Here is a 17,031-nt window from a genome sequence, read left to right on the forward strand (position 1 = left end):
TTGCAGAACGTTTCTTACCTCTTAAAACCCGAAGTATGCTTTCGCATTGCGGTAAGAGATGTTTTGAACCATATCGCCGAGCAGCTCCATATCATGCGGAGCCTCGCCGTTTTCTACCCATTCGCCAAGCAAATTACAAAGTATGCGTCTAAAGTATTCATGCCTTGTGTACGAAAGGAAGCTGCGGGAGTCGGTCAGCATGCCGACAAAGCGGCTTAACAGACCTAGATTCGCAAGCGCATTCATCTGGTCCAGCATGCCATTTTTGGTATCGTTGAACCACCATGCCGAGCCAAGCTGGATTTTCCCCGGCACTCCGCCGCCTTGGAAGCTGCCGATAATCGAACCGAGCACATCGTTATCTTTCGCGTTTAGCGAATAAACGATCGTTTTTGGCAGCGCATCGTCCGCATCCAGAGCATCAAGCAGCTTGGCGAGCGGATAAGCCACTGCGCTGTCATTGATCGAATCGAAGCCGGTATCGGGCCCAAGCTTGCCAAGCATGCGGGAGCTGTTGTTTCTTGCGGCGTTAATATGGAACTGCATCGCCCAGCCGCGCTCCGCATATAAGCGCCCCAGGAAGAGCAGCGTATGCGTTTTATACTGCTTCTCTTCCTCCAAGGTGACGGTTTCCCCGTTCAACGCTTTGGCAAAAACAGCGGTAGCCTCAGCTTTCGTCGTCTCCGCATAAGCCACATAATCAAGCGCGTGGTCAGAAACCTTGCAGCCGACCTCGTCGAAAAATTTCACCCGTGCGGCAAGCGCGGCAAGCAGCGCATCATAGCTGTCGATCGCGGCGGAAGCCGCTTCGCTAAGCTTGCCTACCCAATCCCGGAACGCCGGCCGGTTTATTTCAAGCGCTTTGTCCGGACGGAAGGAAGGCAGCACCTGCACGTTGAAATCCTCTAATTCCTTGATCGCGATATGATACTCAAGGGTATCGACCGGATCATCCGTCGTACAAATGACCTCTACGTTCGACATTTTGATCAAATCACGCGCTTTGAACTGCCCCGTCGCCAGCTTCGCGTTGACCTGCTCCCAAATCGCCAGCGCATTTTTTTCATTAATAAGCTCGTTTACGCCGAAATAACGGCGAAGCTCCAAATGCGACCATTGATACAAAGGATTGCCGATCGTCTGCGGAACCGTTTTGGCCCAAGCCTCGAAACGATCGTAATCCGTTACGCCTTCTCCGCCTGTTACGAAACACTCCTCTACGCCGTTCGCGCGCAGGGCACGCCACTTGTAGTGGTCGCCGTAGAGCCACGCCGCCGTCAGGTTCTCGAAGCTCGTATTCTCCAAAATTTGCTGCGGGCTAAGATGGCAGTGGTAATCAATAATAGGCATGTCCTTGGCAAAATCATGATAAAGCCTTACCGCCGTTTCATTCGATAGCAAAAAATTGTCGTCCATAAATGGCTTCATTTCAGCTCTCCCCCTGAACACTATTTGTGAAATTTCACAAGGTCGTCAATCTGAACGGCCAACCCCGTTTGAATAGAACGGTTAGCGGCAATGCCCGTTAGAATCGACCTGGCTCCGTCAATATGATTAGCTGCTCGATTGAACGGATCCTCCACCGGCGTTCCGAATAAGTCGTTCAGCAATACAGGATCGCCGCCGCCGTGGCCGCCTACGCCTACCTCCACCTCAACCTCGTAAGGCGCAGCAAACATCGGGAACACCTTAATCGTCTTCTCCTTCAAAGCGCCTTCATCCGCTTTCTTGCCGCCTGAATTGACGTACGATTGCTCGACGATATTCATCTCAAGGCGCCCCTTCGTTCCATTAAACGCAATGCGGTAGCCCTCCCACGGCAAGTAAGCGTTTAACGAATACGTCAGAATGGCGTTGTTTTTGTAACGGACAAGCACGCCCATGGTGTCTTCGATATTGATGCCGTCACCGAATACGCTCTGATCGCGGCGGTAGCCGTCCTCGTGTTCCGCATCCAAATACATCGCTTTCAAATGGTCATTTTTATCCAAGTGTAGCGCAAAAGGATCGTTTTCGGCAATCGGATTTCCGGTCGCGCGTTCATAGAATTGCGTTTCCCCGCGCTGCTCCGCATTTTCGCGTCCGTAGAACAGCAAATCGCCAAAGGCGAATACGGATTCCGGCTGCGACCCGATCCAGAAGTTGACGAGATCGAAGTGATGCGTCGATTTATGCACGAGCAAGCCGCCGCTGTTTTGTTTATTGCGATGCCATCTGCGGAAATAATCGGCGCCATGCCGCGTATTCAGCAGCCATTCGAAGTGAACGGAGGTCACTTTGCCGATCGTGCCGTCCGCGATAAGCTCTCTGGCCTTCGTATGATGCGGCGCATACCGGTAGTTGAACGTTACCCGCACATTGCGGCCCGTCCGTTCGACCGCGTCCAAAATGTCTTGGCATTTTTTCTCGTCGACCGTCATCGGCTTCTCCGTCACGACATCGCAGCCGAGCTCCAGCGCGCGAATAATGTACGTATGATGTGTACGGTCCATGCTCGTGACGATAACCGCATCCGGCTTCTCCTGTTCGATCATCTGGTCGAATTCGTTTGATTTGTACGTTCTTACTGCTCCATATTTATATTTATCCACTAAAATGCGGTTCGCGTAGTCCATTCTTGTTTGGTTGATGTCGCAAAAAGCAAGCAGCTCCGATGTCTCTTTGAAATCGGTTGCAAGCGCTCCGTAAAAAAATTCGGCTCTCCCGCCGCTTCCTACCAGCACATAACGTTTTTTTGTCATAATCATTATTCCTCCCTAAAAATTGCTTACTTCCATATTACCGCATGAGAATGCTATAATTCTCTGCATATCATGCTGATTTTTCCCATAACACCGCTTTTCTTGCGGTTCATGTAAGGAGCTCGCCTATTATGAATAATGAAATTGAAATATGCAGCTTCGGCTCCACACCCGAGCTGTTTGTGGAATATACGAAGCGCTCGGCCCCTTTTACGATGGAGAATGACCATTATCATGACTATTATGAAATTTACTATATGCTGTCCGGGCAGCGGATTTATTTTATAAAGGATCGTTCCTATTCCATTGAGCAAGGCGATCTCGTCTTCATTCATAAGCATGAGCTTCACAAAACGATGCAAACCGGCAGCGGCTCCCATGAAAGGCTGATCTTTCATTTTAATGACGCGAAGCTACAGAGTTTGGCAGGAAAACATACGGAGCTGCTGTCAACCCCGTTCAAACAGCAATCACACATCATCCGACTGCCAAGGCAGGAGCAGCTGGCGCTGGAGCAGTTAATGAGGCGATTGGTTTCGGAAATAAAGGAGGAGCCTGCAGGCTACGAGCTTTTCCCGCCATATGCGCTGACGGGACTGCTGCTAACCGCAGCCAGGTATATCGAGCAGCATGATCCGGCGCCGCTTCAACATGCGACGCCGATGCACGCCAAAATCTCGGAGGTCATCCGCTATATTAACGCTCATTTCGCAGAGCCGCTTCGGCTTGGCGGACTCGCCGAGCATTTTTTCATCAGTCCCTTCTATTTGAGCCGCATGTTCAAGGACGTAACCGGGTTTACTTTCTCCGACTACGTCATTCTGACGCGCATCAAAGAAGCGCAGCGTCTGCTTCGCGAGTCCGATAGCAGCATTACGGAAATTGCGGCAGCGGTCGGCTTCGATAACTTTTCCCATTTCGGCAAAACGTTCAAAAAAATCACCCGGTATTCCCCGCGCGGCTATCGGAAGCAGTATAAAGGGATTTGATGCATCCATGTCGCAATTTCACACATATATCGTCATTAAATTATACTAAAAATAAGCGAAGAACTATGTTAAATTATATTTGTTGTCATAAATTTATACATGAAATGTAGATCCACTAATAGATGCCCAGGGAGAGATGAACCGATGATTCGAATTGGTAAAATCAGTTATTGGCATGTGCACGCATGGGATTATACGAAGCAGGCCCAGGAGCATCCTGGTACGGAAATCGTCGCGGTATGGGATGAAATCTCGCAGCGCGGACAGGCAGCGGCAGAGAAACTCGGCGTTCCTTTCTATGAAGATCTGGATGAAATGCTGGGCCGCGATGATATCGACGCGGTTATCGTCGATGCGCCGACGGCAAGACACCAAGAGGTGATCGTCGCTGCCGCCAGGGCGGGCAAACATATCTTCACCGAGAAGGTCATTGCGGCTACCCTGAAGGAATTAAACATAATACTGGATGAAGTCACCAAAAATAATGTAAAATTAACGGTATCGCTGCCGCGTTTAAACGATGGCTATACGCTTGCGATCCGTGATATTTTATCGCAAGGCGTGCTTGGAAAAATAACACTGGTACGCGCTCGTCTGTCTCATAACGGAGCAACCGCCAATTGGCTGCCCGAGCATTTCTACAGCTTAGAGGAATGCCTCGGCGGCGCTTTAATCGATTTGGGTTGCCATCCGATGTATTTGACCAGACTGTTTATGAACGAAATGCCAAAAGAAGTATCTGCTCATTTCGGCTATGTCACCGGCAAACAAGTGGAGGATAACGCGGTAGCGGTCTTGACTGCGGCTTCCGGCGCGATCGGAATCGTAGAGGCCGGCTTCGTTAACAACCATTCACCGTTTACGCTGGAAGTGCATGGCACGGAAGGAACGCTGCTGTACGGTACGCCAGAGAACCAGCTTCTGCTTCGCACTTCCGGTTCAGGAGCCGGATCATCCGAGAAGTGGACGGAACAAGCCATCCCGCCAGCTCGGGAGAGCGCTTTTCACCAATGGGTACAGCATATTGAAAATGACACGGCAGCCGATGAAAATGTAAGCCTTGCCACTGATTTAACAAAGTTGATGGAGGCTTCAAATCTCTCCGCCCGCGAACACCGCGCCGTCCGGATTGATGAGCTGAGCAAGTAATACCAAATGGAATTGGGTGACTCCGAGGAGGAATCAGCATGCCTAACTTTCCTTACGAAATGATGCATGAACGTCAGGATGCGCTTGAGCGCCTGGAGCTCTGCATCAGGTGGGGACAATACGACATCCATGTGCTGCGCTTCCATTTAACGCAATTTCCTCCCGGAAGAGTCATAGGCTTCCATAAGCATGCCGAGTATGAATTTCATTTCATCCCGCAGGGCAAAGGAAAGGTCATTATCGTTGACCAGGAATATGCGCTGAAGCCCGGCATGCTGTATTTGACCGGACCTGAAGTTATGCATTATCAGGAAGCGGATGCCTTTGAAGCAATGGATGAGCTCTGTCTGCACGTCGATATTATCGACCGAAATGCCGGGAATAACAACGGCGATCCTTATACTTACGACCATTGGGAAGCCGCCGAAGCGCATGATTGCATCGAGAAGCTGCGCTCGCTTCCCCTCTATCCTGCAGCGGACCTGCATCAAGCGATGCCACGTTTCCTCGAAGCCTATCAGGCATGCAGCGATAATTTTGTCGGCAGCTACACCACCATCAAGCAGACCGTTATTCAAATTCTGCTACGTGCGGTACGCGCTTACGATACGGCGAACGAACAAAAGCAGTTTCCGACGCGCGATATGAAGGCTTACCGTTACCGGCTCGCCTTGGAATACATTTACGCGAACTATGACGGCAGCATCACGCTCGAAGACGTAGCAGACAAGCTTAACCTGAGCTCGCGGCATATCCAGCGGTTATTTAAGGAGCTTCATCACGGGCATACCTTCAGCCGCATACTCGAGGATATCCGGTTAGCGGTCGTATGCCGGGAGCTGCTGGAAAGCGAGCAATCCGTCGAACAGATCGCGAAGCTCGCAGGCTTTGCCGGCGGTAACTACCTGCATGCAGTCTTCCGCAAAAAATTTGGCGTCACGCCCTCCGAATACCGTAGGAGCGCTCGTCAAACCCAATTGCAATAACAATAATTTATAACTATTAGGAGGCTATTTAACATGTCTAAAGTATATAAACTTGCTATTATCGGCTGCGGCGGAATTGCAAACGGCAAGCATTTGCCTAGCTTGAAGAAACTCGATAACGTTGAAATCGTTGCATTTTGCGATATCGTCGAGCACCGCGCTTTTGAAGCTGCCGGCTTGTACGGCGCGGAAGGCGCAAAAGTATACACCGATTACAAAGAGCTGTTGACTGATCCTACCATTGAAATCGTTCATGTCTGTACGCCAAACGATTCACACGCGGATATTTCCATTGCGGCGCTTGAGGCCGGCAAGCATGTAATGAGCGAGAAGCCGATGGCCAAAACCGCTCACGATGCGCAGCGCATGGTAGATGCGGCCCGTCGCAGCGGCAAGAAGCTTACCGTTGGTTACAACAACCGCTTCCGTCCGGACAGCCAGCATTTGAAGAAGCTTTGCGCAGCAGGCGAGCTTGGAGACATTTATTACGCGAAAGCGCATGCGATTCGTCGCCGCGCCGTACCGACTTGGGGCGTGTTCCTCGATGAAGAGAAGCAAGGCGGCGGACCGCTTATCGATATCGGTACCCACGCGCTTGATTTGACGCTTTGGATGCTTGACAACTACAAGCCAAAAGTCGTGCTGGGCACCTCCTATCATAAGCTTTCGCAGCGTGAGAATGCGGCAAATGCATGGGGGCCTTGGGATCCTGCGAAATTCACGGTTGAGGATTCCGCATTCGGTATGATCGTCATGGAGAACGGCGCTACAATCGTGCTTGAATCCAGCTGGGCGCTCAATACGCTTGAGGTTGACGAAGCGAAATGTACGTTGTCCGGTACGGAAGGCGGAGCAGATATGAAGAACGGCCTTCGCATCAATGGCGAGAATCACAGCCGTTTGTACACGACTGAGATCGATTTGAAGGCAGGCGGCGTAGCTTTCTACGACGGCAAAACAGAGAGCGATGCTGATCTCGAAATGAGAATGTGGCTGAAAGCGATCGACGAGGATACCGATCCTGTTGTTACGCCTGAGCAAGCTTTCGTTGTTTCGCAAATTTTAGAAGCGATTTATGAGTCCTCCAAAACCGGCAAAGCCGTTTATCTATAAGAAATAATCAATCACGTTTTTGAATGACAAATAAATAAAGGCAGCGGAAGCTTGGACGGTTAACATAAAGTCCTTGGCGACCGCTGCCTTTTTTAAACTTATTTCTCGTTAACGTAATATCGTCTGTAAGAAAAAGACGAATGATAACCTTACAGCATCACTAAGGAACAACACCATTTTCATCGAAAAAGCCGCCCGTAGGTCCATCTTCAGGCAGTTCCGCTAAGCGGAGCACAACAGCCCCAGCGTTTCCACAGATCTTGTACCCTAGCATCCTTCATGATGAACTCCTCAATCTTTTCGACGATAGGCCCACCATTCTTTTCAGAGTTACGTTTTACTTGAATCCATTCTGGGTCTTGTCTAAATTGATCCCATAGCCGTTGACGCTCTGCTAAATCAGAAAACTCCATAACATAATATAGTTTGCTCTGACCTGCCCCATCGATCCAAAAATTCACTACCTTCATTCCCAGCCTCTCGAATATTGTGAGCGTATGATCCTTAAATCGCGTTTGAATCGCATCCATTCTACCAGGATATAGGGTATAAATCCGCAGCTCATACTTAGCGTGGAAAAGGCAGCCGATCGTTTTGGTCGGCTTCCGTTGTGTCTTTCTTTATTCAGCTATCTTTACCCGATAGTTGAACGTAAAGCGATTTGAGCTGAACGCAGTTCGAAGAATTACACAACATTTTAATATTAATACCAACTCTAGTCAGTGATGTTCATGTAATTGTATCCATAATGCAGTAATATAAATTTAACATATAAAAAGGAGGCTTCTACATTTGACAGTTAAAGCTGGTATTAACGCTATTAAACTCGAAATGAATGCAGGCGGGCGTCCGTTTGTCGTTCATGCGGCATTGCTGTGGGACGATCATGACGTCATCTTGGTGGACACTGGGATCCCCGGACAGACTGAGCTTATCCGCGATGCACTCGCCAAAGAAGGATTCGCCTTTGATAAACTGACAAAAATCATAATCACGCATCAGGATCTGGATCACATCGGAAGTTTACCGGAGCTAATCGAGGCTTCGGGGGGGCGTATAAAGGTGCTCGCGCACGAATTGACGAAGCCATATATTTTTAGGGGAAGTGCCATTGATAAAAAGAGGCATTGTCGTTCCGCCGGTCAAGGTCGATACTACCCTGCAGGATGGTGACGTTCTTCCTTATTGCGGCGGCATACGAGTCATCTTCACGCCGGGACACACGCCAGATCATATTTGTTTGTTCCATGAACCGAGTCAAACCTTGATTTCCGGGGACGCCCTCATTTCTATCGATGGACAGCTGATGCCGCCCGACTCCAGCTTTACAACCGATATGGAAACGGCGCTGAAATCGGTCACCAAGCTGCTGGAAACAGACATCGAAATGGTCATCACCTACCACGGAGGCGTATGCACCGGATCTATCCGGGAACGGCTCGCCGAGATTGCAGGTAAATAAGGCGAAAAAGGGGATGCTGCCAGGCTGGCAGCATCCCCTTTTTCGAATGTTCTTCTACTAAATTTCATAACTGGCCAATCGATTCAAAAATTGAATGGCACGTGCGCTCTGAGGATTTTCCAAAACATTCTCCGGCGGCCCTTCTTCAATAATAACTCCGCCATCCATGAGAATGACGCGATCTGCTACATCCGCTGCGAACTTCATCTCGTGGGTGACGATTATCATCGTCATTCCGTCCGAAGCAAGCTGCTTAATAACCTTGAGCACCTCGCCAACCAATTCAGGGTCCAGCGCTGATGTCGGTTCATCGAACAGCAGCACCTCAGGATCAACAGCCATTGCTCTCGCAATGGCAATCCGCTGTTGTTGTCCACCTGACAATTGATGCGGATAAAATTCTGCTTTATCGGCCAAGCCAACCTTAGCCAGCAGCTCTGCGGCGCGTTGTCGAGAGTCTGACTTGCTCTTCTTCTGCACAGTCACTTGCGCTTCCATAATATTCTCAATAGCTGTTTTATGTGGAAAAAGGTTAAACGACTGGAACACCATACCCGTTTGCTTGCGTAGGGCTACGGCTTCCTTCTCCCGAACTTTCTTCCCCGCCTCAAAATCCAACGTTTGCTTACCGACTGTTAATATGCCTCGATCAGGCACTTCTAGAAGATTGAAGCATCGAAGCAGCGTCGTCTTGCCGGAACCGGAAGGGCCTATTATCGCAAGCACTTTGCCCCTCTCCAACGTCATATCAATTCCCTTCAGAACTTCCAATGATCCGAAGGATTTATGCAAATTGCGAATTTCGATCATCTATACTCTCTCCCTTAGCTTGCGGAATACCGTGCCAGTCGTTTCTCGGTAACATTCTGCAGCCACGACAGTACAGAGCAGAACAAAAGATAGATGGCCCCAGCGGTGCAATAAATCAGAAGAGGTTCGTACTTAGCTGCGTTAATTTGTTGCGCTACACGGAACATCTCCACATAAGTAATGGTAGCTGCAAGAGAAGTATCCTTTACTAGGCTTATGAACGAGCTGCCAAGCGGCGGAATCGACACGCGAGCCGCCTGCGGTAAAATGACTCGCCGAAGCGCCTGCCACCTCGTCATACCTAGTGAATAGGCTGCTTCCCATTGGCCTTTCTGGATCGACTGAATTGCCGCACGCACGATCTCGGAGCCGTAGGCGCCTACACTGAGCGTGAAGCCGATGACTGATGCAGTAAACGGATCTAATATAATCCCCACGTAAGGAAGACCATAGAAGATAATAAACAATTGGACAAGCAGCGGTGTTCCGCGAATGATCCATACATAGAAGCGTGCAACAAGCCGCAGTACTCTTATGGTGGATAGTCTTGCAAGAGCAGTAGCAACAGCTAAAATGAGACCAAGAGTAAATGAAACTAAAGCTAGCGGAATCGTAAAAAGTACCCCTGCTTTAAGCAGGGGCAGCAGTGAATCTATAAGAATCTCTATTTGACGATCAGTCATATTATAAGCATCCTTTACGCCTGTGGGCTGTTAGTCAGCATGGCAGCATTCATTATTTGGAGACGTCTGCTCCAAAATATTTCTCGGAGATTTTTAAGTATGTGCCATCGCTCTTCATCTCGGCAAGCGCGCCGTTTACCGCCTCAATCAAAGCTTCATTTCCTTTTCTGAAAAGAGCGGCATTCTTGGCTGCATCCGGTGCTTCAGCAACGATTTTAAGCGGCAGGTCAGGCTTTTGTTTCTTTAAATCCAAGAAAGATATTCCGTCATTTACGGTAGCATCGATACGCCCCGAAGCAAGCAGATCGATCGCTTGGTTGAAACCATCCGTCGTTACAATCTCTGCCCCATTCTCGCGAGCAATATCAGCGAGGTTGCTGGTTAACGATTGTCCTGCTTTTTTGCCTTTCAGGTCCGCGAACGTTTTAATATCCGTGTTATCTTCAGCAACAATCAATACTGCTTTGGAAACGATATAATCATCAGAGAAATCATATTTCTCTTTCCGTTCATCCGTAATGCCCACTTGGTTGAAAATAGTATCAAAGCGCTCAGCATCAAGGCCAGCGATAATGGAATCCCACGAAGTCTCAATGAATTCAGCCTTTAAGCCAAGCCGCTTAGTAATCTCTTCTGCGATCTCGACATCGAAGCCGGTGAGCTTGCCTGACTCATCATGAAATGTAAATGGCGCGTATGTGCCCTCCGTACCGATACGGAGCTTGCCGCTCGCTTTAATCGCATCCCAAGCCGCTTGCCCCGGTGCTGCTTCCGCAGTTGGGCTTACCGCTGGCTCCTGGGTGCCTCCATTGGTATTGTCTTTTTTGGCACCGCAAGCTGCTAGCAGCAATACGGTAAGTGCTATTAACAATGTTAGTGTGCTCAATCTCTTCATGTTATTACCCCTCGCTATTCTTCTCTGTAATGTATGGACAGGTTGACTACATGAATATTATAACGTAGGTGGTGCTGTGTCAATCCCTTTTTCCCTAGTATCCTTATATGAATTATATATTTAAAAGATTTGTGAAGATAAAATCATTATAGCCATGTACAAAAAGGCATAACCGTATTTAAAAAAATGCGCTGTCCCATAACTCATGACTACGCCGCTTGATGGTTCGAACCCTTCATCACATCTTTTTTAACTACCCGACAGATATCCCTTACGGATTCTTGATGCGGACATATACTTAAGAAAACCCGATGGGGAGGATGCATATGGTTATGAAATCAGATCGACTCACGATTATTATAGAAAAAGGCAATAAACGAATGATCGCAAGAACACCGATCACTGGAATTGACAAGCTGGTGTTCGTCGTAAACCATCAATTTACAAACGCCCCCAACACGACGCAAATTGCAAGCGGTGCAGGCCGCAGCAGCGCTGCTGGCAACAACGCCGCTATTAAATCCCCGAATACGCAGCAGCAACAGAGCGTCGGGGCAGGAGGAACAGCCAAGAACAAATGGTTGAAGGGTGCCAATGGAGGACTTTATCATGGCAATACCCAGCCCGGAACGCGTCGTTGCGGCAAAGAAATTGTCATTGTTCTTAATGATCAGATCGTCAAGCTTCCCAGAAATGCCGCTAACGCCTCGGCTACCCAGGTTGCAAGCGGAGGCGGAAGATACAGCACGAGCGGGACTAATTCTGCAATTGAAAGTGCAGGAACCAAACAACAGCACGCTGTCGGTGGAGGCGGAACTGCTTTGAATAAATGGATTAGCAAGCGAAGGAAGAAATCGAGGTAGTAAATAGCAGACAAATTTGTGAAAGGCCATTCTTTGTAGGATGGCCTTTCTCACTCCATTTAAAATAGGTTTAGTGACTTAGGGTGTTTAGGTTCTTCTCTTAAGAAACTTACCGTGTTCGTCTCTTTTGTACTCCAAAATATCACCTGGATGACAATCCAAAACCTTACATATCCATTAATTATTCATTTTTTAACTTTAGATCCGGGACATTTGTTAATGGCTTTTGAAGTGCGTCCACAATGGCTATGATGATACTTGTTGCTAAAATACCCATTAGACATAATGGTATAGGAGCTGCATCACCACCTGTAACTTTTGCACATACCTTTAAGCTTACGATTCCTAACAAAATGAGGAAAATGACTGTAAAAGCACATTTCTTTATAATCTTCAAAGATTTAAGGGATAATTCAGAGAAAGCATTGTTCTTTTCGATGTAGGTTAATAGTTTATATGCTTGATACAGCGCAACAGAAAACGCGATACAGAATCCGTATGTACATACTAAAAATGGGATTAGGAAGTAAGCTGTATCTGGATGTTATTATTATTGTTATTTAATTGTCCTTATAATTTTGACAAAAATAAATAGCATTTCTTATTTCAAAGAAATGCCATTACTATAAAATGTTAAATTTACAACTTGTTAGGGTTTTGTCTTTTGTCGTAGTTCCTTGTTGGATACTTATTATTAAATTTGAATGTACTTTGTTTGACTTTTCCATAGGTTCGGAGTTTGAATGAAAGGTTTCTCCTTTAATATTCTTTCCCCCTTCCTCATCGCCACCACCATTTCATCTCAACTATCGTTACCCGTTAGCTTAATTTTTCTTCATCCTTGGTTAAAAACATCGCTCTATCTCTGCTAACTAATTCCTAATCATGTCAATGACTTGTTTCGCAAACGCAGCATAGGGTTCGATCAGATCAGGACTCCGATCAATAGCCCACCTGAGGTTATCGAAAGCCCTTAATAGCAGCAAATGCCTCGTTTCAGAAAGGTCTTTTTCACTTATTCCGTACCCGTCCATAAACGCTTTGAATTCCTCAACACTTGCGCTTTCTTCTAGTCCTAGGATTTGGTAATGCATCAATTGAGCAACAGTTGCATGCGGTACCACGCTTACTTCTGCATTCCAATCCAGCAATATAACTTGGTTTGCCTGATTGACAATCGTATTCTTTAAAGAGATATCTCCATGGTTTAAACCGAAGCGGAACGGTTCACTCTTCAAATTTTCAAACAGTTTTCTTACTCTCTGCGATTCCATCTGAGTGATTACTCCAAGCTCAATCAAGCGATCATGCTCAGTCAAACTATTGATATTATACTGCACATACCCTTGCCAACTGCCGTCCGATCCTTCATGAGAAGGTGACTGAAACTCACCATGGACTGGATCAATCAGATTTCCCCCGTATCCTTTCACTGGAATCGAATGAATAAGCCTGGCATATTCGCCAAGCTGCCTCCAAATATCGGATTTGGGAACCATACTGTCTACCCCGTTGTTGCCATCTATAAAAGTTTGAATCATATAGGCTGTTTCATCAACGATACCAATGGACAAAACCTCAGGTCCAGGGATGCCAACTACGGCTGCTTGCTCGATGCACCATTTTTCTTTGATAAAGCTTGGAAATGTATCTTTATCGTTCATGCGGACAACAACTTTGCGACTCTCCGTCTCAACTACGCAAACCTGATTTGTGATGCCTTTACCTATGATCTGATATGAAGTTTTTACTTGTTCCAGAAGAAAATCGCCTGCAATTCGTTCTGCTTGTATAACTACAGAGTCTTCCATAGTTTCTTTAATCCCCCTCAAGTGCCGTGCTTCGAACAGTTTACCACACACTTTTTTGGAAAGTACGTTTATAACTAAACTATACTGCCCGTTAGCGTAATGAAGCAGCCGAACATTGTGGTCGGCTGCTTCCGTTTTTTTATTGAACTATCGTTTCCCCTTAGCTCAATGAATGCCTATCATAACGTGTTTCCATCAATGTACTGAAGTATCCGAATGCCTTCTCTTATGCGGTCGTGTTGTAATGGAGCCGGGTACTTTCGTTCGCATACTGTACTGCATAGCATAGTGGCTGTTCGATGCAGGGAATGAGGAGACAGTCACACCAATCTCGCGTATCTCCTGGATCATCCGCAGCCCCTGCCATACAAAACGCTTGCGTTCCGTTCCCACACATAACCGGGCGCTTCCTCGACCAAATTCATTTTGAGGGCGTACCATGTATTCAGCAAGTACACCAGCGATGTATATTTTTCATTAGCCAGGTAATATTTCTTGCCGTCGCGTTATAAATTTCCATTTTATGAAGCTTGCCGTTTCGTCGAGAGAACCGTATCATAAGTTACGTTGCTATTATTCAAAGAATAAGAAGAGCAGGAAGGATGACTGACATCATGAACATTACTGAAAAACAGATCGTCGTATCCTTGGAGCCCGAATATGAAACCGAATACTTGAAGCTTTTGAATAATTACTTTACGGCTTCCGAGCGAAATATCCGGGCCTCCTCCATTCATGAAAAAAAACAGCTCATGGCGATTAAAGAGCAAATGGCGCTTATGTGCAACCAGAATCCGCAAAAAATGAACATGCTGAGGTCCATCATCCGAGATGTGAGTGACAGAAGGGAAAAGGCGGTCATCATCTCCAAATCGAATGCCGTCACCGCCCTGTTATTTGACGAGCTTTCTGCGGACCAGGACATCAAGGGCGTTCTTATTATTACGACACAGCTTTCCATCCATGAGGTCAATGAGATGATTAACAGATTTAATAAAATCCCGGAATCCACCGTTCTGCTTATTACAGATTCCGTCAACACCGGTCTCGACGTTACGGCGGCAAATCATCTTGTGCACTATGATTATCCGGCCCGCTACTCTGATATTCTGCAGCGCAACAACCGCATATCGAGACAAACTTCATATCATAAAGAAGCGACCATATATTATCTCCTGACGTCGGGCAAAATCGACGAGTTCGAATATCGGGAATGCCGGAACCCATAGTGTAACGCTGCAGCAAGGCTGCCAATCATTTCCGCGGCAGCCTCATGCTGTTGTCTGATGCCCTGCTCCCACCAGCTCCAAGGTGAAACGATCGATATAAATACAAATTATCATTTTATTGTCGATAAGGATCGAGAACGTTTCCTCGTCTTGGTCAGGAATCCATTCAATAACATAAAATCACATCGTACCAAGGGAGTTTAATGAAAATGAGCAGGCTTCGCAGCTCCTGTGAAGCAAAGACCGTCCGAACAATCGTCCGGCTGTCCTTTGGGAATTCTTTTAAGGTCTGACATTTTTCTGACGATGGATCTTACAAGTGCGGGCTGACTCCGCCTTCCTTTTGAACCGCTCTTGTCTCGTCAATCGCCTTGTTCATTTCTTCGTTGGCGACCCGAAGCGCCGTCTGGCTGTCTTTGGATTCTTCAAAGATCAAAGGGTTGAATACATTGCGCACTTTAGGATCGATGAACGTCAACCCGGGTTTGCGGGGAGCCGGCATCGCACTGTCCAGGGCAAAGATCGACTGGAGCTGTTTTCCTTTCATCTCCGGAACGCTTTGCAAATACGCAGCCCGAACGGCATCGCTATTTAATGGCGAACTGATGCCCAGCTTGGACCTTTCGATTTGGATTTCTTCCGAAAGAAGATAAGCGAGCACCTCGAAAGCAAGATCTTTCTTCTTGGACTGATTCGTAATAAACGCTCCGTAAGAGTAGGGTTGATACTTGGAGTTGGACGCTTCCTGAAATAAGGGCACCGGAGCAATGTCGAAATTCAGGTCTTTATAGTTTGTTGCATAATCGACGATGCCTTGTTCGACATCCACCGCCATGGCGATTTGGCCTTTCGGAAAATCTTTAACCGTCGTGAATTGATTACCGGGAATGTCGTAGAACCGCCTGAGATTATTTACGATCTTGCTCCAATTGTCCGATAACAAGGAAGCTTTGTCTTCGATCGGGTCGAGAGCGGGCTCCGAAAGCTGGTTTAACATCATATAATATTCAGGGTGCTGCTGGTACCCTTTATAGGTAATATCTCCTTCCTGACGCGTTAGCTTTTTGGCCAATTCATAAATTTCATCATAAGTCATCCCCGGTTTAGGATAATCCACGCCGAACTTATCGAAAATGTCCTTGTTGTAATACAGCAGGTACTCGCTTCCTTCGAAGGGCAAGGAGTAAAGTTCCCCATCCGACGCGTTTTTCGACATCTGCAGGAAGGCAGGATCCAATTTACTTGTGTCAAAATTATACTTTTTGATCAGTTCGCTCATATCATATTGCAGATTGTACCTTTTCACATACCGGTGCGTATTGCGGCGTACATCCTCAAGGATAATATCGGGAAAGGTTTGTTTCGCTACCAGATCCTCGTAACGGTTGCCATCGTCCCATTGAACATGTTTGACCACAATATTCGGGAACTTTTTTTTGATAAATTGGCCGATGAGCATTTCAAAATCGTCTTCATCCACATAACGTTTGTTAAAAAGCTGGTCCCCCGTATAGATGAACAACTCGTTGTCATTCGTTTCGGCGGATTCCTCATTGACGTTACCAGGCTCTTCGCCGGGATCCTTATTGACGTTGCCCGGTTTATCGGAGGATTCTTCCTTTTCACTGCTGTTCGGCGTATTGGAAGGTTCATTCGTGCAGCCAGCGATAGCCAAAACAGCCATGATGATCAGAAGCGTAATACTGATAAACTTTTTCAAGATCATATAACCTCCATCCAATTTCAATGTTCCAGTCTGTAGTAGCGCATAATTCTCAAAGAAAGTGCTTACATAAAAAACGACATACTCAACAAAAATCCATTTCAGCAAGAATTGAAAGTTCTGCTACCGGCTTTTCATAATTTCACCTCCGGATCATCTCGAAAGTCTGAAATAATGCGACACAGTTGTGATCCCATAAGTTGCTTTTCCAACATAAAGGATGCGCTACCTAACCTCAACGGGGCATTACCGCTATGTTATAGGCTCATTTAACCAACCGACTTCTTTAAAAAATATCCGCTTCTCGGGCTCGATGTAATCTAATCGCTCCAGCTCCTACTTAACGAAGCTGCCGTTCATAACGTCAGCTTCGCCGTAATTGTTTATTGAGCTATGCTGCCCGTTAGAGTGGAAAAGGCAGCCAATCGGCTGACTGGCTGCCCTAGTGTCTTTATCCAGCTATTGTTACCCGTTAGCGTAATGGATGATGGTTATAAAAGAATATCATCTAATGTTAGTAATGTTTTATTATAAAAAAACTCTTTAGTGATTAGTTAGATATCTTCATATATAATTT

Annotated in this window: 17 protein-coding genes and 1 pseudogene; 8 read left to right on the forward strand and 10 right to left on the reverse strand. The window is 46.9% G+C overall.

What is annotated here, in order from left to right:
- Positions 1-21 precede the first annotated feature (21 nt).
- Entirely contained in the window at positions 22-1,428 is a 1,407-nt protein-coding gene (uxaC, locus tag MRBLPE1_RS08220; RefSeq protein ID WP_364143856.1) for a glucuronate isomerase, read from the reverse strand.
- A 20-nt stretch (positions 1,429-1,448) separates the two neighbouring features.
- On the reverse strand, positions 1,449-2,744 hold the full coding sequence (locus MRBLPE1_RS08225) for a Gfo/Idh/MocA family protein (RefSeq protein WP_364144566.1): 1,296 nt from the start codon (positions 2,742-2,744) through the stop codon (positions 1,449-1,451).
- Between the two features lie 128 nt (positions 2,745-2,872).
- Between MRBLPE1_RS08225 and MRBLPE1_RS08230 the strand changes: the two genes are divergently transcribed.
- The 4 genes from MRBLPE1_RS08230 (at position 2,873) to MRBLPE1_RS08245 (ending at position 6,978) form a co-directional block, all read left to right on the forward strand.
- Positions 2,873-3,730, forward strand: coding sequence for an AraC family transcriptional regulator (locus MRBLPE1_RS08230; RefSeq protein ID WP_364143859.1), 858 nt, complete (start codon positions 2,873-2,875; stop codon positions 3,728-3,730).
- Positions 3,731-3,874: 144 nt separating this feature from the next.
- Entirely contained in the window at positions 3,875-4,879 is a 1,005-nt protein-coding gene (locus MRBLPE1_RS08235; RefSeq protein ID WP_364143862.1) for a Gfo/Idh/MocA family protein, read from the forward strand.
- Positions 4,880-4,917: 38 nt separating this feature from the next.
- Positions 4,918-5,865, forward strand: a complete 948-nt coding sequence (locus MRBLPE1_RS08240) for an AraC family transcriptional regulator (protein WP_364143865.1) — start codon at positions 4,918-4,920, stop codon at positions 5,863-5,865.
- Between the two features lie 33 nt (positions 5,866-5,898).
- Positions 5,899-6,978 (forward strand): Gfo/Idh/MocA family protein, encoded by a 1,080-nt coding sequence (locus MRBLPE1_RS08245; RefSeq protein ID WP_364143868.1) that lies wholly within the window; start codon positions 5,899-5,901, stop codon positions 6,976-6,978.
- Positions 6,979-7,187: 209 nt separating this feature from the next.
- Here the strand turns inward: MRBLPE1_RS08245 and MRBLPE1_RS08250 are convergent, their stop codons facing one another.
- The gene (locus MRBLPE1_RS08250) at positions 7,188-7,568 is read right to left on the reverse strand and encodes an NIPSNAP family protein (protein ID WP_364144568.1); all 381 of its coding nucleotides are present in this window, start codon (positions 7,566-7,568) and stop codon (positions 7,188-7,190) included.
- Positions 7,569-7,770: 202 nt separating this feature from the next.
- Between MRBLPE1_RS08250 and MRBLPE1_RS33145 the strand changes: the two genes are divergently transcribed.
- On the forward strand, positions 7,771-8,151 hold the full coding sequence (locus MRBLPE1_RS33145; protein WP_414698835.1) for an MBL fold metallo-hydrolase: 381 nt from the start codon (positions 7,771-7,773) through the stop codon (positions 8,149-8,151).
- Positions 8,090-8,440 (forward strand): MBL fold metallo-hydrolase, encoded by a 351-nt coding sequence (locus tag MRBLPE1_RS33150; protein WP_414698836.1) that lies wholly within the window; start codon positions 8,090-8,092, stop codon positions 8,438-8,440. The genes MRBLPE1_RS33145 and MRBLPE1_RS33150 overlap by 62 nt, the downstream gene beginning before the upstream one ends.
- A gap of 57 nt (positions 8,441-8,497) precedes the next feature.
- Here the strand turns inward: MRBLPE1_RS33150 and MRBLPE1_RS08260 are convergent, their stop codons facing one another.
- Genes MRBLPE1_RS08260 through MRBLPE1_RS08270 form a run of 3 tightly spaced genes read right to left on the reverse strand, consistent with a single transcriptional unit; the run spans position 8,498 to position 10,828 of the window.
- On the reverse strand, positions 8,498-9,250 hold the full coding sequence (locus MRBLPE1_RS08260) for an amino acid ABC transporter ATP-binding protein (RefSeq protein WP_364143871.1): 753 nt from the start codon (positions 9,248-9,250) through the stop codon (positions 8,498-8,500).
- Between the two features lie 14 nt (positions 9,251-9,264).
- Positions 9,265-9,933 (reverse strand): amino acid ABC transporter permease, encoded by a 669-nt coding sequence (locus MRBLPE1_RS08265; protein WP_364143874.1) that lies wholly within the window; start codon positions 9,931-9,933, stop codon positions 9,265-9,267.
- A 52-nt stretch (positions 9,934-9,985) separates the two neighbouring features.
- A complete protein-coding gene (locus MRBLPE1_RS08270; RefSeq protein ID WP_364143877.1) occupies positions 9,986-10,828 on the reverse strand; it encodes an amino acid ABC transporter substrate-binding protein in 843 nt (280 codons plus the stop codon).
- Between the two features lie 380 nt (positions 10,829-11,208).
- Between MRBLPE1_RS08270 and MRBLPE1_RS08275 the strand changes: the two genes are divergently transcribed.
- Positions 11,209-11,691, forward strand: coding sequence for a hypothetical protein (locus MRBLPE1_RS08275; protein ID WP_364144570.1), 483 nt, complete (start codon positions 11,209-11,211; stop codon positions 11,689-11,691).
- Between the two features lie 87 nt (positions 11,692-11,778).
- Here MRBLPE1_RS08275 and MRBLPE1_RS08280 read toward each other — a convergent pair whose 3' ends face one another.
- From MRBLPE1_RS08280 to MRBLPE1_RS08290, 3 genes and pseudogenes are all read right to left on the reverse strand, one after another.
- Positions 11,779-11,865, reverse strand: coding sequence for a hypothetical protein (locus tag MRBLPE1_RS08280; protein WP_364144573.1), 87 nt, complete (start codon positions 11,863-11,865; stop codon positions 11,779-11,781).
- A gap of 7 nt (positions 11,866-11,872) precedes the next feature.
- Positions 11,873-12,235 (reverse strand): annotated as a pseudogene (locus tag MRBLPE1_RS08285) (DUF2975 domain-containing protein); the annotation flags it as partial.
- Between the two features lie 328 nt (positions 12,236-12,563).
- The gene (locus tag MRBLPE1_RS08290) at positions 12,564-13,502 is read right to left on the reverse strand and encodes an aminoglycoside phosphotransferase family protein (RefSeq protein ID WP_364143880.1); all 939 of its coding nucleotides are present in this window, start codon (positions 13,500-13,502) and stop codon (positions 12,564-12,566) included.
- A gap of 614 nt (positions 13,503-14,116) precedes the next feature.
- Here MRBLPE1_RS08290 and MRBLPE1_RS08295 point away from each other — a divergent pair.
- Positions 14,117-14,731 carry a C-terminal helicase domain-containing protein gene (locus MRBLPE1_RS08295; RefSeq protein ID WP_364143883.1) on the forward strand — a complete coding sequence of 205 codons (615 nt, stop codon included), beginning with the start codon at positions 14,117-14,119 and terminating at the stop codon, positions 14,729-14,731.
- A 313-nt stretch (positions 14,732-15,044) separates the two neighbouring features.
- Here the strand turns inward: MRBLPE1_RS08295 and MRBLPE1_RS08300 are convergent, their stop codons facing one another.
- The gene (locus MRBLPE1_RS08300; RefSeq protein ID WP_364143885.1) at positions 15,045-16,457 is read right to left on the reverse strand and encodes an ABC transporter substrate-binding protein; all 1,413 of its coding nucleotides are present in this window, start codon (positions 16,455-16,457) and stop codon (positions 15,045-15,047) included.
- Positions 16,458-17,031: the final 574 nt, after the last annotated feature.

The sequence above is a fragment of the Paenibacillus sp. LPE1-1-1.1 genome (assembly GCF_040676435.1).
Taxonomy (GTDB): domain Bacteria; phylum Bacillota; class Bacilli; order Paenibacillales; family Paenibacillaceae; genus Pristimantibacillus.

What these genes read in the sequence shown, in the direction of transcription:
- uxaC (WP_364143856.1), bottom strand. Translation starts at nt 1,428, where the DNA reads ATGAAGCCATTTATGGACGACAATTTTTTGCTATCGAATGAAACGGCG.
- MRBLPE1_RS08230 (WP_364143859.1), top strand. Translation starts at nt 2,873, where the DNA reads ATGAATAATGAAATTGAAATATGCAGCTTCGGCTCCACACCCGAGCTG.
- MRBLPE1_RS08235 (WP_364143862.1), top strand. Translation starts at nt 3,875, where the DNA reads ATGATTCGAATTGGTAAAATCAGTTATTGGCATGTGCACGCATGGGAT.
- MRBLPE1_RS08240 (WP_364143865.1), top strand. Translation starts at nt 4,918, where the DNA reads ATGCCTAACTTTCCTTACGAAATGATGCATGAACGTCAGGATGCGCTT.
- MRBLPE1_RS08245 (WP_364143868.1), top strand. Translation starts at nt 5,899, where the DNA reads ATGTCTAAAGTATATAAACTTGCTATTATCGGCTGCGGCGGAATTGCA.
- MRBLPE1_RS08260 (WP_364143871.1), bottom strand. Translation starts at nt 9,250, where the DNA reads ATGATCGAAATTCGCAATTTGCATAAATCCTTCGGATCATTGGAAGTT.
- MRBLPE1_RS08265 (WP_364143874.1), bottom strand. Translation starts at nt 9,933, where the DNA reads ATGACTGATCGTCAAATAGAGATTCTTATAGATTCACTGCTGCCCCTG.
- MRBLPE1_RS08270 (WP_364143877.1), bottom strand. Translation starts at nt 10,828, where the DNA reads ATGAAGAGATTGAGCACACTAACATTGTTAATAGCACTTACCGTATTG.
- MRBLPE1_RS08275 (WP_364144570.1), top strand. Translation starts at nt 11,209, where the DNA reads ATGATCGCAAGAACACCGATCACTGGAATTGACAAGCTGGTGTTCGTC.
- MRBLPE1_RS08290 (WP_364143880.1), bottom strand. Translation starts at nt 13,502, where the DNA reads ATGGAAGACTCTGTAGTTATACAAGCAGAACGAATTGCAGGCGATTTT.
- MRBLPE1_RS08295 (WP_364143883.1), top strand. Translation starts at nt 14,117, where the DNA reads ATGAACATTACTGAAAAACAGATCGTCGTATCCTTGGAGCCCGAATAT.
- MRBLPE1_RS08300 (WP_364143885.1), bottom strand. Translation starts at nt 16,457, where the DNA reads ATGATCTTGAAAAAGTTTATCAGTATTACGCTTCTGATCATCATGGCT.